Source organism: Roseovarius salincola (assembly GCF_026891095.1).
Taxonomy (GTDB): Bacteria; Pseudomonadota; Alphaproteobacteria; order Rhodobacterales; family Rhodobacteraceae; genus Roseovarius; species Roseovarius salincola.
This window is the reverse complement of record NZ_JAPTNL010000002.1, coordinates 268,147-282,907: the sequence shown is the minus strand read 5'-3', so window position 1 is coordinate 282,907 and position 14,761 is coordinate 268,147. Positions and strand designations below refer to the sequence as shown.

Genomic DNA, 14,761 nt, shown 5'->3' with positions numbered 1-14,761 from the left:
TGAGGAGCGACACCATGGATACGATCACCATCGCCAACCGTCCCATCGGCCCCGGTCATCCCAGTTTCATCATCGCCGAACTGTCGGCGAACCATAACCACGACCTCGAGCGCGCCAAACGTATCGTCGATGCCGCCGCAGATGCCGGCGCCAACGCGATCAAGCTACAGACCTATACCGCCGACACGTTGACATTCGACTCTGATTCACCCGAATTCCGTGTTGACGGCACCATATGGGAGGGCAAGACGCTCTATCAGCTCTATCAGGAGGCCAGCCTGCCCTGGGCCTGGCACCAGCCGCTGATGAGCCATGCGCGCGACCTTGGGCTCGTGGCCTTCTCCACGCCCTTCGATGCATCGGCCGTCGACCTTCTGGAAAGCCTCGACGTGCCCGCCTACAAGATCGCATCCAGCGAACTGGTCGATATCCCTCTCATCCGCCGTGTCGCGGGACTGGGCAAGCCGATGATCATCTCGACCGGAATGGGCACCCTTTCCGAGATCGACGAGGCCGTGCACACCGCCCGCGTGGCGGGTTGCGATCAGATTATCCTGCTCAAATGCACCGCCGCCTATCCCGCGCCCATCGACGAGGCCAATCTGGCCACCCTGCCGCATATGGCGCAGCTTTTCGGAACAGTCGTCGGGCTCTCGGATCACACGCCTGGCAGCACCGCGCCGGTCGCGGCGACGGTGCTGGGGGGCCGCGTAATCGAAAAACACCTGACATTGTCGCGCGCCGATGGTGGCCCGGATTCAGCTTTTTCAATGGAGCCGCAGGAATTCGCCGACATGGTCGCCGATGTTCGTGCCGCCGAACAGGCCATCGGGCAGATCCGCTATGAACCCACCGCCAAGGAAACGCGCTCGCGCGATTTCCGCCGCTCGCTATTCGCCATCCGCGACATCCCCGCCGGTGAGGCCTTCACCCCGGATAACCTCCGCTCCATCCGCCCCGCGACCGGACTGCACACTCGCCACTACGATGCGCTCCTGCAAAGCCGGGCCAACACCCACATCAAGGCCGGAACCCCGCTCTCGTGGGAGCTGGTGGCGCGCTAGCCTGCGTTGGCCGGCGCCTTGCGCGCATATATGATCAGGTTTCGCCCGAAGCCCGCCTGCGACAGGCTTCGGTAGAGCCGCCGCCGTACCGCACCGGGCAGCGACACCTCGAACGCCTTTCGCCGCTCGTGGCATTTGCGACCAAGCTCAGGGTCGCTCAGATAGTTTTCACCCATCAAGAGAAACCAGTCGATCGGAAAGTCGCAGGTTGCGATCTCGGTCGTGAATCCCTGCGCGTTCAGTAGGGCGGTCAGGCTTTCTCGGTCAAAATAGTTGATATGATCGGGCGTTCGGATCCACCAGCGATCGCAACCAGTCGTCTCGACCACCGCGCGTTGCACATCGGAAAAATCGTTCGGCACCCTTATGCACAGGATTCCCCCCTCGGTCAGCATCGCGTGACATTGCGCCAGCGCGTCGCCGGGATCGCGCAGGTGCTCCAGCACATTGAGAAGCGTCACCGCATCGCAGACAGGCCGCGCTTTCTCCGGGACCGAATTCAACCAGCCCACCAGGTCGTTTTGCTGAACCGCGCGCCCCTGGCTTTGCGCATAGAGACTGGCTTCGCAGGAAGGCTCTATGCCACTGGCATCAAACCCGCGATCAGCCAGGGCCGCCACAAGTTCGCCGATGCCGGCGCCGACATCCACGATCTGCCCGCCTGGCGCAAGATCGGCAAGATATGCGCTTATATCCTCAAACTCGCTGGCATCGCGCCACTGTTTCTCCTGCTCGGCCAGCGCGTCGGATCGCGCGGTCCGCGCGTCCGCGGCCTGCGCGCTCTCCCGTTCCTGTAGAGGAGCGCGGCGCAACGGATCGTTATAGGCGGTCTCGTAATAGCGTGACAGGGTCTGCGCATCCGGTATGGGCGATAGCCGGAAATACCCATGTTCCGGGTGCCTTTCGACCTTCGCCTCGGCGTCATGCACGGCGTTCATTTGGCGTCTCCTTGCTCATCGGACGGAGCCTGCTCTTCTGAGATTCCTGCAAATCCTGTCGCGCCACCTCGACGACACGTCTTTGCATTTCCGCATCCGTTCCGGTGAAGCCGGCCTCACCGTCGAGGCGGACAATGCGCATGTTTGGACTCAGGCGGTCAATATCGCCCTCACTTTGGCCCAATCGGAAATGCACAAGGTTGCAATACGAACCCAACAACCAGACAGGCGTGCCCACCGCGGCCGCCATTTCAGCATTGAATGTTCCCGCGCCGATCACGAGGTCAAGACTGGCCGTCACCGCCGCGACGGTCTCCAGATCATCCTGAAGATCGACATCCTCAAGGATGTCGATCCCGTGGCGATAACAGAAATCCCTTTCCTGATCGCTATGCTCGGCATGAAGTGACACGAACTGCACCCCCTTCATCCGCAGAAGCGGACGCATCGTCTCAGGATTGATATAGTGCTTGGCGCGACGCGGCGTGACCATTGAACTGCGCCACACCAGCCCGACCTTGAGGTCACGCCCCAAGGTCGAAGCGAAATGCGCGCGCCAGTGTTTCACAAGGCCGGGCTCAGGCACCATATGCGCCACATCCGGCGGCCCCTCTGGCAATGGCTGCCCGCCCGGCTGTCCGGCCCATGCCCCCATTACCATGTCCGCCGTCAGCCGGATATCCGAGAACTCCGCCAGCCGCGCATAGAGATGATCGTCTATCAACCGTGCCAACGCAAAGAACGGCACCGACCGGCTGGTGCTGTCCTCGCTGCCCGGACGCTCCATCAGGCGGCGGCTGAAGGGATGAAACCGGATCTGCGGGAAGCTGCGCTGCAACAGGGTCTCCAGCCGCGGATCGCAGGTGATCTCGACCCGGTCGTAATGTTCCAACAAGCTGTTGTAATACTGCGACCAGCGCACTTCGTCCCCGACTCCATCCTCGGAAATCACCAGAACAGACCCGCCCCCTGACTGATTGAATCGCGGATCCCGAAATGCGGTGTAGGTCGCGGGAAATCGTTGTTCCAGAAAGCGGCACACCGGTCGTTCCTGCCGCACCATCTGCCCGCCAAGATAATCGCCCTGCATGAAGCAGAGCTGACTGCGCTCTATATCCAGGAAGCCTCGACGACCATCACCCGCATGCGAGCGGAACCTGCTATGCGAGTTGTCGCGCCGCTCAAGGCAGGCGGCCAGCCTGGCAACCCCGTCCGGGTGGCGCGGCAAGGTGTTCAGCAAGATTCCATAGACCTGCAAATGCCCCGGATTGAGGTCGGCGCAATGCAGCAGATCGGCCTCTGCCAACTCGTAGTCATCCAGATAGAACGCTGCCATTCCACGCACGTAATAAGCCTGCGGCATACCCTTGAAAAACTGGATATAGGACTCAGCCACATCGCGTGCCCGCTCAAAGCGATCAAGCGAAAGGAACCCTTCGGACAGACGCAAGAGGTCCGGCGGCGCCGCCTTGAGAGCGGCCTTCTCCAAGGTATCCTCGAACGCGATGCAAAACCGGGCCGCATCCGGCGAAACATAGGCGATCTCGCGGATGAATTTCAGTAGCGCGGGATCGCGCATCGCAAGGCTCTGCACCTTCTTCAGGACAGGCCAGATGCGGTCGGTCGCTCCCTCTTGCCACAGCAGCCGCAGGTAAACCAGAAGATGCGCCGCCTGGGGCTTAGGCCGCGAACAGACCAGCGACGACAGCAGAAGCGCATCGGAATTGCGGTTGATCTCGCCCGCGCAGGACGCCATTGCCATCAGATAGGATGGATTCTCGGCATACGCCTCAAGGCCGCCGGTCAGCCTGCGATAGGCGCGCTCCGGATAGCCCAGTTGCCGCTCACCCTCGGCCAGCTTCAGATGCACGCCAAGCGACAGTTCGCCTCTGGCATCCGCATAGGCCTGCAGCATATCGAAAGCCTCTTCCAGCTGACCGAGGGCGCGCATGTATTCGAACCGTTCCTGCACATAGATTCGCAGCCCGCTGGGGGTCAGGATATCGCGGTTGACCCGGTCCTGCGTCTCGATCGCACCCGCCGCATCGCCGCATCTGAACTGCGCCGTCGCATAGTTCTGAAAGGTGGCGTTCTTGGGGACCCGCTCGGACAGGATCCGATGGCAGATCCTGGCCTCATGGGGCCTCAACAGCCGCTGATACGCCACGCTCAAAGCTTGCAACGTCTCGTCGGACAGATCATCGAACGACGAGACCTGGCTTTCAACTGCCATCACGGCCCGTTCGGGAGCCGACGGGTCGATTTCTATATCAATCATTTTGGCCTCGGCACGTTTCGCAAGTCCACGGGCACCCGATTTGACAACGCTATCCGGATTCACATTGGTGGTAATTGCTTTGGTGGATTTGCGCGGCTTGACTGGTGGCTTGCGGCCGCCGACAACCCGCTTCTTGAGTCTATAGAGCGGTTTCTTGACAGCCACTCGGAAGATATCAATTAGAGGCTGAATTTGACCACCCTCACACTCTTTAAACTTGCATGAACCGCTTAGCGTTTCTTGATCGGGGTTGCAATTGCTTAGCTTGCCACGTGACGGTGCCGGGGTTTTGCGGTCAAACACCATCCTGCGGATAGAACAGCGCGAAATCACGTGCATAGCGCCGCCGGATCCGCGCCAGCACGTCATCGGGCAGCGACTCGGCCACGTCCGGCATCGTCATGCCGCGCACGTTCTTGCGCCGCATCCGGCCCGGCGCAATGCCGGTGCGGGTCTCGATCTCCTGGTTGATCCGGGCCCAGTCCGCCTGAATGGATTCAAGGCGACCGACGAAATCCGCCACTGGCTTGCCGCGAAATTCCAGGATCGCGGCCTGTGAGCAGACGTGAATGTCGGCCCGATCGTCCGGCGTATCGCCCACCGCGCGCACGAAATCGGCAAAGCTCATGCCGGTGCGCACGCCCATCCGCTCGAAGGCCGGGCTCAGGGCAGTGTTCTCGATCACCTTGTTGTTCCAGCACGAATAGAGCCGCGCCACCGGATGGCGCACAAAGGTGAACGTCCAGCAGCGCGTGGCATATCCGCCGCTCACGAAACGCCCCGGCGTCAAGCGCAGCGCCTCGCCTTGGGCCACGTGGTTCCAGAACCGGTCCTGGGACACGGGCGCATCCGCCTTGCTGCGCAGCTCGAACGCCAGCGCCAGCGCCGCCTTGACCGATGAATTGGCGGCCTTCGGAACCCGGACATAAGCGATCCCATGACGCGGCAACAGGATCACATGGCGCGGATTGTGACCACTGGCGGGCCTGCGCCACCAGCGCCTTGTCAACCCGCCGATCATCCCGCTCGACCCAGCGCAAAACGCAACGCTGCGCCTTGGCTGCAGAAATCGCGCCGATGTTTAAGCGCATAAAGCGGATGCACCAGCGGCGCCAATGGCCCGAAGACCCGCCTCTGCACCGCCAGCCGCGCTTGCAGTATCGCGGTGTCTTGCCAGATCTCGCCACTGCTTTGCGCCGCATGCACGCCTACCACCACTGGCAGCGCCTCACCGCTGAGACCGGCGCGCAGCAGATCGGCAATGAAAACATATTCCTCGCCCAGCGCATGGCGCCCGCCCTTGCCGAAATCGGTGTCAAAGCAAATGCCCCGTGCCGTCACCGCACTGCGCCTTATCATCAGCTCGGGCGCACAGATGCGCCCGCTGTTTCGCAATGACAACCGATGTCGCCCTGCCCGCTTGCCACTTGCCGGCAGGCGTCCGTCGCGCCATCCGGCCACGAAATCCAGATCGGGACGCGCCGCCAGATGGTCGGCCAGCCGCGTCAGTCCGCCGATATCCAGCCGCATGTCGTCATCCGCAAAGACCAGGAATGCGCCCCTGGCGTGCATCAATGCCGCATTGCGGCTATGAGACAGCCCGACCGTGTTCAGCCACAGGGTCTCGACGTCTTCGCGCGCTTCAAAGGGATCACCACTGGCCTGCTCGGGTTTCTGCACCACGACCAGGTATCCCGACCGCGGCGTTGGCGCTGGAAGTTCAATGCCATGGACCCTTGCCCCCACCGTCGACACGGCGATGCACATCAGATGATCTTCAGACGGTATCCGGCCCGACACGCGCTACGCTCCACACAACCCGAAAGTGCAATCAACTCAACGCGCACACCTTTGTCAGGCTGCGCCGGAATCGTCAATCTCCGGGGGGTCTAAAAGCGGGCATCAGTCGCTGCCGATAAACGTGTAGGAATATTTCCGAAACGATCCGAAGCGGTTCTCGATCCGAATCTCTCCGGCGCCCACCGCGAGCGAACTGCGGCCCGATGTGCCGGTCGTGCCCGTCAGGGTCGTCGTTCCCAGATTGGCCATCGAGGGCGCAAGGGCCAGGCTCTGCAACATTGGGGTCAAACCGATATCATAGACGAAAATGCCCGAATGCGGGGCTTGCGAGTAGACCGAATCCACGATGGTGACGAACAGGAATCCGCATGAACCCGGCGGCGTGATCGCGGTCACGGAATCATTGGCGATCTCGACGATCCCCGATTGCAGGCAGGGCATCCGGGCAATGCCCCTCGCGGGCTCGACGCTTATCGCGGTGGTCCAATTGCTGCCATCCGGCGACACCTTGATCGAGAAATCGTCCTGCCCGGCCAGCCCAAGCTCGGCGCGCCCCTCGAAATCGTTCTGGAACAGCAGGCTTGCGGTATCCGCCTCACCGGCCTTGTTGATCTTGACCTGATGCCCGGCGCCCTCATGGCTGAACAGGCTCGCCTCGGATCGCACGCTGAACCGCGTGGTGTCATCGGCCGCGGCATTCACACCCGCGCGCTCAAGGTTTTCCAGCACCCTCGGCCCCGGCAACGGCAGCCACCCTGAGCCGTCGAAATGCAGAATCTGCCCCGCCGCGCGGTCATGCGCCAGCCACCCCGGCGCCGCCTCGTGAAAAATCCATTCCGCGCCGAAGAAACTGGCAACCGCGCCTTCATGACCCGCCCAGGCGCCGCTCGCCCCATCCGCGATAATATAGCGATCCCCCTCAGCCGGGCTGTCAGGCGGAACGCTCAGATCGGCGGCCAGCACCGAAAGCTGGGCGAGCGTATCCAGAATGCGCAGCGCCTCGTTATGGGTCACGTGCTTTTGCGCCTGCGAGGGCAGGATATAGGGCATTGAAAGGTTGGGTGACGTATCGGACATGGTTTCCCCACTTCAGAAATGACGTCACGCAACGTCACGCCCTGGCCCTAAGAAACCCTGAGCGAAGGGACCGCATGGTTAACCACCCGTTCACAACTCAGAGAAACGCGAAATTATCCACGAGGTCGCCCATGCCCAGATAGAGCGTGATCTCGATACTGTCGCCATTTCCGAAATCCAGCATCACCTGACCGTCCTCGACCGTGCCATAGCGCTCAAGGATCGTATGCGGGTCGGTCTCGCCGTCGACGAGATCCGGGTCCAGCAGCAACAGATCATGCGCCGCCTCGAAATCACCAATCTTGTCTTGGCCATGTCCGTGGCGAAAGATGAACTGATCCTCCAGGCTGCCGCCAAAGATTGTGTCATTGCCCGCGCCACCCTCGATCACGTCCAGCCCCTGCGCACCATAGATCAGATCGTCGCCGTCACCCCCCAGCAGCGTATCGTTCCCCGTCGCCCCATAAAGCTCGTCATTACCCGCACCACCCGTCAGGAAATCCGACCCCTGGTTACCATAAAGCGAATCCGCCCCTTCGCCGCCATCAAGCCAGTCAAAACCCAACCCCCCCGAAAGGTAATCGTCACCCGCCTCCCCATAAAGCTCATCCTCCCCCTCGCTTCCAAAAAGGCGGTCATGACCGTCCCCGCCATAAAGCGTGTCATAGCCGCTGCGCCCGATCAGGTAATCGTCGCCTGCCCCGCCAAAGGCCAGATCCGCCCCCTCGCCGGTGCTGATCCAGTCATTTCCGTCACCGCCATGGATCTCATCGACCCCGGTATTTCCGAACAGAACATCGTCCCCCTCCTCGCCATAAAGCGTATCGGACCCGGTCCCGCCGCGCAGGGTGTCATTGCCCGGCCCGCCATAAAGCAGATCGTAAGAACTCTCACCCAACAGACTGTCGTCACCATCACCTCCGAACAGCGTGTCCATTCCGGTGCCGCCGCGCAGCGTGTCGTTCCCGGTGCCCCCCTGCAACAGGTCATGCCCGCCCTCGCCATAAATCAGGTCATTGCCATTCATGGCGCGTATGGTGTCGTGGCCCTCGCCCGCGGTCAGGTGATCATGCCAGTCGGTGGGCTCCAACAGGTCCTCGGGCCGCCAGATCGGCACGATTCCCAAGATGTCGGTCTCCAGGAAGTCGCGGTAGCCCAGCGGCCGGGCCGATGAAGTGCGCAGCGTCAGAACCTCGTCGCCATAGGTGATACGCGCCCCGTCCGCCAGTGTCTCGATCCCGATCTGAAGCGTCGTGTAAAGACCCTCCCAGGCCGATAAATCGACCCTGTCCTTGCCCAATTCGAAATTTCTGATCTCATCGGCGGCGCCATCCTGAACCAACACGAACACATCCCTGCCCGTGCCGCCCGTGATCGTGTCGCTGCCGCCGCCATCCCAGATCACGCCGCCGCCCGACCCCGCCGTCAGCATCTCGGCAGTGTTGCTGCCCGTCACCGCCTGCCAGCCCGGCGCAACGGGCACACTCAGATGCGTCAGCCCCGCTTCGCGCTCCGAGGTGGCTAGGACATGCAGCGCGCCGCCCGACACCGTCAGCGCCAGCGCGTTCACATTGTTCAGGCCCAGCGTGGCGCTGTCGGCGATCATGTCCAGATGGATCAGCCTTCCATTGGGCAACAGTTGAAACAGGCTCAGCCCGTCATCCGCACCCCCCGCCACCACATAGGCTTGCCCGTCATGCACGATCGCCTTCATTGCGCTCAGACCACCAAATCGCGTCATGCGCCCGTCAATCGCGCTGTCCAATACGCCAAGCCCGCCGTCGGCGCCCACATTCAGCACCGTGATCGCCCCTGCATCGAAGGATCCCGCCAACAACAGGTCGCGCCCGCCTAATCTCAGGGTCTCCAGATGGCTGGGGCGAAAGAACGTGCCGCCCTCCTCGATACCCAGCGATGCGCGCAGCGCCAGACCACCCGCCGACGTGACCTGAAACGCGCTGATCCCGATCTCGCCATAAGAGGCGGTGAACACCATCGAACGCCCCGACCCGGTGACCAGACCGGCCAGCGCCACCGGCGCCTGCATATAACTGTGATCGTCATCCGCGCGATAGGTGACCTCACTCAGCCCGCCCTGGGCGGTTTCGCGCAGCACCGAAATTCCGGCGCCGCCGGGCGCGGCCGCCACCAGGTAATCCTGCCCTCCGGCCGGCGCATGAACCAGCGAAAGCAGATCGCCATAATGGCCGGTTTGCGCGGAATAGAGACTGATTTTACCGCCCTGCGTCAGCAGCGCCTCCAGACCCGATTCCAGCAGTTGATACTGCCGCCCGCCGATCACAACCGTCACATAGGCACCGCTGCGCGATACCAGTTCGTCAAAGACCAGCGCGCCCGAGGCGTCCAGCCGATAGATGCTTTCATCCAGCCCGGCCCCCGCGAGCACCGATACGCTGAACGCCGGCCCCGAAAGCGGCGTCAGCGCAATCCGCGGCACGACGGCACTATGTGTGCCGGTATCGCCCAGGCTGTGATTCTCTGTTGCAAACTCCATGTCACGTCCCTCACCACCGGTGAAAGAAATGCCCGCTTCGGGTGCCCGCAGACTGATGCGCCAATGGCGAAACCATGGCGTTCGCACGCGATTTTCATCAATTCAGTAGGATCGGCGCAGCGCGTTCAGGCGGGCTTGTCCATGTTCTTCAGATGCTGGGCAATCGCCTCTTCCACATCGTCGAAGAAAAGCAGCGCGCCATTTTCAAGGATCGCACCGGCATTGCACAGGTTGCGCACCTCGCCCAGCGAATGTGTCACCACGATCGCGCTGCGGGTTTGCAGCCGCTCCTTGAACATCTCCGCGCTCTTGGCACGAAAGGCACGGTCACCCACCGATGTCACCTCGTCCACAAGATACGTGTCGAAATGAATGCCCATCGAAATGCCAAAGGCCAGCCGTGAACGCATCCCCGAAGAATAACTGCGCACAGGCATGTTGAAATGTCCGCCAAGCCCCGAGAAATCCGCGACGAAATCCAGAAGCTCTCCGGTATCGACACCATAGATGCGCGCGATGAACCGGCAATTCTGCGCACCGGTCAGATCGCGGTGAAAGGTGCCTGCGAAACCCACCGGAAAGGATACCGTGCCCGCGGTCATGATCTCCCCTGAATCATAGCGCATACTGCCCGAAATCATCTGCAACAGGGTCGATTTTCCCGCGCCGTTGCGCCCCATCAGCGCCACGGCCCGTCCGGTCGGAAACACCGCGTTGATCCGGCGCGCGACATATTTGCGCCCGCGCGGGGTCTGGAAGCTTTTGGTCAGGTTGCGCAGCTCGATCATGGCGCGTCAGCGGCGGTCACGCAGCGAATAATAGATCAGCACGAGGATGCTCCAGCCGATCGACAGGAACAGCACCGTCAGACCCAGAAGCAGCCAGCGGCGCGGGTATTCCGCGCTTTCGGGCAGGGTCGGGCGCTCGAACGCGGCCAGGTAGCGTGTCTGCCGGCGGGCCTCGGCCTGCGCGGTGTCGAAATTCGACAACGCGGTGGTGTATTTCTTCTCGGCGAATTCGCGATCCACCGTCAGGCGCTCGAACTCGGTCACGATCGACGCGTAATCGTCTCCTTGCGCATCGGCCCCACCGCCCAGCTTGCTGCGCTCGTCGGCGATCCGGTTGCGGATCGCGGCGATGCGCAAACTCGCCTGCACGGCGCGCGGGTCGTTGTCCTTGGCCTGTTCGCGCAAAAGGTCCAGCTTGATCAGCTCCTCGCCCAATTGCTGCTGCAAGGTGTTGATCAGACCCATCTGCACCCGGATATCCGCATCCGGTGTGATCACCTGGTTCTGCGAACGATAGGCGGTCAGCGCCTGTCGCGCCGCCTGCAACTGTCGCTCGGCGGCGTCCAGTTCGGTTTCAGCGAAGCGGATCGAATCCGCCCTCGCAATGGCGGTCAGGTCGTTGATCCGCTTGAGGCTCTGGTCGAATATCTCCTGCGCGATGGTCTGCGCGTCCTGCGGATCGAACGCGTTCACCCTGACCTCGATCAGCCCCGATCCCGACGTGTAGGACACCTGCACCATCCGCCGCCAGTAGTCGCGCAGCTCCTCGCGCGTCGCATTCGGCGCCAGCGCGAAAACCGGGTCGCGGTCATGGTGCCGGTCGAACATGCTGCGCACGTCATGCAGCGCATCGACCCGCAGGATCATGTCCTGCGAATGGATGAACTCGAACAGGATATCGCTGTCCGAGGAACTTCCGCTCGACAGCTGCCCAAGATTGCCCAGGAAATCCGTCGGCGTCGGCGCCTCCTCGCGCCGGATCGTGAACCCCGCATAAGAGGCATATTGGTCGGCGCTGCGCTCCCACAGGTACCAGGCCGTCACCAGCGACGGCAGCAGGATCATCACCTGCGCCGAGATCATCAGGAACAGATGCCGAGGCCGCGCACGCGCCCTCATCACGGGCGCACGCACGCGCCGCGCTTTGCCCGGCGATTTTACCTCAGGTTGTTCCCCTTGCGGCGCCTTGCCGCCACTCGGCGATTGATCCCCGGCCACTCGTATGGTCCACTCCACTGGCGATTTGCGTTACCGTTTCACAATCCAGAGATGAATTCCAGTGGCGATAACCCCGACACCCGTGACCGCAGCACAGCGACCCGCCACCGCATTTCGCATGGCGCGGGTCGTGCTGGCGCTCATCCTGCGCGAGATGTCCACAACCTACGGGCGCTCACCGGGCGGCTATGTCTGGGCCGTGCTGCAACCCGTGGCCACGATCATAATCCTTGCGCTGGCGTTCTCGCTTTGGCTGCGCGCGCCCTCGCTTGGCACAAGCTTCCTGCTTTTTTACGCCTCGGGACTGCTGCCGCTCAGGACGTTTCAGGAAATGGCCGCCAATGTCGGCGCAGCCATCAGCTTCAACCGCGCCCTGCTGGAATATCCCCGCGTCACCTTCATCGACGTGATCATCGCGCGCGCCCTGCTTGTCGTGCTGACCCAGGCCATGGTGACGTTGGTGATCCTGGCCGGCATCTTCATGTTCGAGGATATCCGCGAATCCGTCGATCTCGCCCCGATCGTCACCGCCTTCGCGCTGGCCGCCTTCCTGGGGCTCGGCTTTGGCGTGTTCAACTGCTTCGCGATGTTTGCCTTTCCCTTGTGGAAAACCCTCTGGGGCGTGATGACCCGGCCGCTGATCCTGGTTTCCGGCGTCTTCTACATCTACGAGGACCTGCCCGCCAACATACAGGATCTGCTGTGGTTCAATCCGCTTTTGCATGTCGCGGGTATCGCCCGGCAGGGCTTCTATTCGATCTACGAGCCCAGCTATGTCGAACCGGTTCTGATCCTTGGCGCTGCGGTCCTTCCGATGGTGTTCGGCTTCCTGCTGCTGTTCCGCTTCGGGCGCAGCATGCTGCACAAGTAGCCAGACAAAGCGCATCGGCCCTTTAACTGCTTTCCCGGATATGCAACAAAGAGTCGAGTTATTGGCGCCCTCTGCTTCCTGAGGTTGTGCTTTGTGGGATATGAGTGACACCGGGCAAAGGGTTGGCGCATGGAATTACTGCGTTCGCAAATCATCGACTTGGCAAAACGCCACATGGAACAGCAAGCACCGCCCGCTTTCATACCCGGTGAAACCTACATCCCCGTATCAGGCAAGATCGTCGATGCTGCGGACTGCGCGCATCTGATCGATGCTTCTCTGGACATGTTCCTGACATCGGGGCGCTATGCGGCGGAATTCGAAACGAAGCTCGCCAGAAGATTCGGGCGCAAACTTTCCAAAGTCACGGTATCCGGCTCCGCGGCGAACCTGCTTGCCTTCACCACCTTGACCAGCCCGAAGCTCGGGGACCGCCGTATCGCGCCGGGATCCGAGGTCATCACCGTCGCGGGCGGCTTCCCCACCACGGTGACGCCAATCATCCAGAACGGCTGCGTGCCCGTTTTCGTAGATCTCGACCTGGACACCCATAATGTCGACGTAGACGCACTCGAAGACGCGCTGACCGAAAAGACTCGCGCTGTGATGATCGCCCACAGCCTTGGGAACCCCTTCGATGTCGCGCGCGTCAGCGCCTTTTGTGCGCGCCACGATCTTTTCCTGATCGAGGATTGCTGTGACGCTTTCGGTGCCCGCCTGAACGGCCGCAATGTCGGAACTTTCGGCGATCTCGCCACGCTCAGCTTCTACCCCGCGCATCACATAACGATGGGCGAAGGCGGCGCCGTGCTCATGGACAGGCTGCCCCTGGCGAGGATCTGCGAATCCTTCCGTGACTGGGGGCGTGATTGCTACTGCCACCCGGGCAAGGACAATACCTGCGGCAAACGCTTTGACTGGCAATTGGGCGATCTGCCTGCCGGTTACGATCACAAATACATCTACAGCCACATCGGCTACAACATGAAGATCACCGACATGCAGGCCGCACTGGGCGTCAGTCAGCTTGACAAGCTCGACGGCTTCATCGCCGCGCGCAACCGGAATTTCGACCGCCTCACAAAGGGTCTGCGCGAAAGGGGTCTCGATGAATTCTATCACCTGCCCCGCGCCACCACCGGCGCCGAGCCATCGTGGTTCGGCTACCTTCTCACGATCCGCGACGGCAACCGGCTCAGCCGCCGCGATGTGACCCGAATCCTCGAAGACCGCCGTATCGGCACCCGGCTGCTTTTCGCGGGGAACCTGACCCGTCAGCCCGCCTTTCGGGACGTCGAATACCGGGTGCATGGCAGTCTCGACATCACCGACAAGGTGATGCGCGATGCCTTCTGGCTCGGCGTCTGGCCTGGCATCGACCAGCAACGCATCGACTACATGGTCAAGACCCTCGCAGACATCACTCGGGAGTGTCTGCAATGAAGGTTGTCCTTCTCGCTGGCGGCTTTGGAACGCGCCTGAGTGAGGAAACTGTTCTCAGGCCCAAGCCGCTGGTCGAAATCGGCGGGCGGCCGATCCTGTGGCACATCATGAAAATCTACGCAGCCCACGGCTTCGACGAATTCATCCTCTGCCTTGGTTACAAGGGCCACGAGATAAAGCAATATTTCTATCATAATCGCCTCGACGATTGCGATATCACCATCGACCTCGCCTCACGCGACATCACCTACCACGAAGACGTTGGCGACCCCTGGAAAGTCACCATGGTCGAAACCGGTCTGCATTCCATGACCGGCGGACGGCTTCAGGCCGTCAGGCCGTATCTCGATCCCGAAGCGCCATTCCTGATGAGTTATGGCGACGGGGTCGGCGATGTGGACATCCGCGCCAGCGTCGCTTTCCACCAGCAGCATGGCAAGCTGGCGACCGTCACCGCCGTCACACCGCCGGGCCGCTTCGGCGTGCTTGACATCGAAGGCCAGAACGTCCGCGGCTTTCGCGAAAAGATCGCCGGCGATCAGTACAAGATCAACGCAGGCTTCTTTGTACTCTCGCCCCGTGTCCTCGATTACATCGACGGGCCTGATTGCGTCTGGGAACAGGATCCCATGCGCCGCCTTGCCGCCCAAGGGCAGTTGATGGCGTACGAGCACAACGGATTCTGGCAACCCATGGACACCCTGCGCGACCGCAACGCGCTGGAAGAACTCTATGCCACAGGCGAAGCGCCTTGGCGGATCTGGTGACG

General features: G+C 61.9%; 12 protein-coding genes. 4 read left to right on the top strand and 8 right to left on the bottom strand.

Going from position 1 to position 14,761, the window contains the following annotated elements; genetic code table 11:
- Window positions 1-14 precede the first annotated feature (14 nt).
- Complete coding sequence (gene pseI / locus N5A93_RS03925; protein WP_268953755.1) at window positions 15-1,064, top strand: pseudaminic acid synthase; 1,050 nt, start codon at window positions 15-17, stop codon at window positions 1,062-1,064.
- Here the strand turns inward: pseI and N5A93_RS03920 are convergent.
- The 8 genes from N5A93_RS03920 to N5A93_RS03885 all read right to left on the bottom strand — a co-directional run bounded on the left by N5A93_RS03920 (window position 1,061) and on the right by N5A93_RS03885 (window position 11,579).
- Window positions 1,061-2,002 (bottom strand): class I SAM-dependent methyltransferase, encoded by a 942-nt coding sequence (locus N5A93_RS03920; protein ID WP_268953754.1) that lies wholly within the window; start codon window positions 2,000-2,002, stop codon window positions 1,061-1,063. The two genes, pseI and N5A93_RS03920, sit on opposite strands and share 4 nt — an antisense overlap.
- Window positions 1,986-4,235 carry a tetratricopeptide repeat protein gene (locus N5A93_RS03915; RefSeq protein WP_268953753.1) on the bottom strand — a complete coding sequence of 750 codons (2,250 nt, stop codon included), beginning with the start codon at window positions 4,233-4,235 and terminating at the stop codon, window positions 1,986-1,988. Before N5A93_RS03915 ends, N5A93_RS03920 begins: the two co-directional genes overlap by 17 nt.
- 340 nt (window positions 4,236-4,575) lie before the next feature.
- Complete coding sequence (locus tag N5A93_RS03910; RefSeq protein WP_268953752.1) at window positions 4,576-5,301, bottom strand: sulfotransferase family protein; 726 nt, start codon at window positions 5,299-5,301, stop codon at window positions 4,576-4,578.
- Window positions 5,298-5,963 (bottom strand): glycosyltransferase family 2 protein, encoded by a 666-nt coding sequence (locus N5A93_RS03905; protein ID WP_268953751.1) that lies wholly within the window; start codon window positions 5,961-5,963, stop codon window positions 5,298-5,300. The genes N5A93_RS03910 and N5A93_RS03905 overlap by 4 nt, the downstream gene beginning before the upstream one ends.
- Before the next feature lie 219 nt (window positions 5,964-6,182).
- Entirely contained in the window at window positions 6,183-7,157 is a 975-nt protein-coding gene (locus tag N5A93_RS03900) for a DUF2793 domain-containing protein (protein WP_268953750.1), read from the bottom strand.
- 97 nt (window positions 7,158-7,254) lie between these two features.
- Complete coding sequence (locus N5A93_RS03895) at window positions 7,255-9,672, bottom strand: calcium-binding protein (RefSeq protein ID WP_268953749.1); 2,418 nt, start codon at window positions 9,670-9,672, stop codon at window positions 7,255-7,257.
- Between the two features lie 125 nt (window positions 9,673-9,797).
- Entirely contained in the window at window positions 9,798-10,460 is a 663-nt protein-coding gene (locus N5A93_RS03890) for an ABC transporter ATP-binding protein (protein WP_268953748.1), read from the bottom strand.
- A 6-nt stretch (window positions 10,461-10,466) separates the two neighbouring features.
- Window positions 10,467-11,579: a KpsE/RkpR family capsule polysaccharide export protein gene (locus N5A93_RS03885; RefSeq protein ID WP_268953747.1), complete on the bottom strand. Its 1,113-nt coding sequence runs from the start codon at window positions 11,577-11,579 to the stop codon at window positions 10,467-10,469.
- 160 nt (window positions 11,580-11,739) lie between these two features.
- Between N5A93_RS03885 and N5A93_RS03880 the strand changes: the two genes are divergently transcribed.
- The 3 genes from N5A93_RS03880 to rfbF all read left to right on the top strand — a co-directional run bounded on the left by N5A93_RS03880 (window position 11,740) and on the right by rfbF (window position 14,759).
- Window positions 11,740-12,549 carry an ABC transporter permease gene (locus N5A93_RS03880; RefSeq protein ID WP_268953746.1) on the top strand — a complete coding sequence of 270 codons (810 nt, stop codon included), beginning with the start codon at window positions 11,740-11,742 and terminating at the stop codon, window positions 12,547-12,549.
- Window positions 12,550-12,678: 129 nt separating this feature from the next.
- Window positions 12,679-13,992, top strand: a complete 1,314-nt coding sequence (gene rfbH, locus N5A93_RS03875; protein ID WP_268953745.1) for a lipopolysaccharide biosynthesis protein RfbH — start codon at window positions 12,679-12,681, stop codon at window positions 13,990-13,992.
- A complete protein-coding gene (gene rfbF / locus N5A93_RS03870) occupies window positions 13,989-14,759 on the top strand; it encodes a glucose-1-phosphate cytidylyltransferase (protein ID WP_268953744.1) in 771 nt (256 codons plus the stop codon). Before rfbH ends, rfbF begins: the two co-directional genes overlap by 4 nt.
- Window positions 14,760-14,761 lie beyond the last annotated feature (2 nt).

Coding starts and splice junctions, on each gene's coding strand:
- pseI (WP_268953755.1), top strand. CDS start 15: ATGGATACGATCACCATCGCCAACCGTCCCATCGGCCCCGGTCATCCC.
- N5A93_RS03920 (WP_268953754.1), bottom strand. CDS start 2,002: ATGAACGCCGTGCATGACGCCGAGGCGAAGGTCGAAAGGCACCCGGAA.
- N5A93_RS03915 (WP_268953753.1), bottom strand. CDS start 4,235: ATGGCAGTTGAAAGCCAGGTCTCGTCGTTCGATGATCTGTCCGACGAG.
- N5A93_RS03910 (WP_268953752.1), bottom strand. CDS start 5,301: ATGATCGGCGGGTTGACAAGGCGCTGGTGGCGCAGGCCCGCCAGTGGT.
- N5A93_RS03900 (WP_268953750.1), bottom strand. CDS start 7,157: ATGTCCGATACGTCACCCAACCTTTCAATGCCCTATATCCTGCCCTCG.
- N5A93_RS03895 (WP_268953749.1), bottom strand. CDS start 9,672: ATGGAGTTTGCAACAGAGAATCACAGCCTGGGCGATACCGGCACACAT.
- N5A93_RS03890 (WP_268953748.1), bottom strand. CDS start 10,460: ATGATCGAGCTGCGCAACCTGACCAAAAGCTTCCAGACCCCGCGCGGG.
- N5A93_RS03885 (WP_268953747.1), bottom strand. CDS start 11,579: ATGAGGGCGCGTGCGCGGCCTCGGCATCTGTTCCTGATGATCTCGGCG.
- rfbH (WP_268953745.1), top strand. CDS start 12,679: ATGGAATTACTGCGTTCGCAAATCATCGACTTGGCAAAACGCCACATG.
- rfbF (WP_268953744.1), top strand. CDS start 13,989: ATGAAGGTTGTCCTTCTCGCTGGCGGCTTTGGAACGCGCCTGAGTGAG.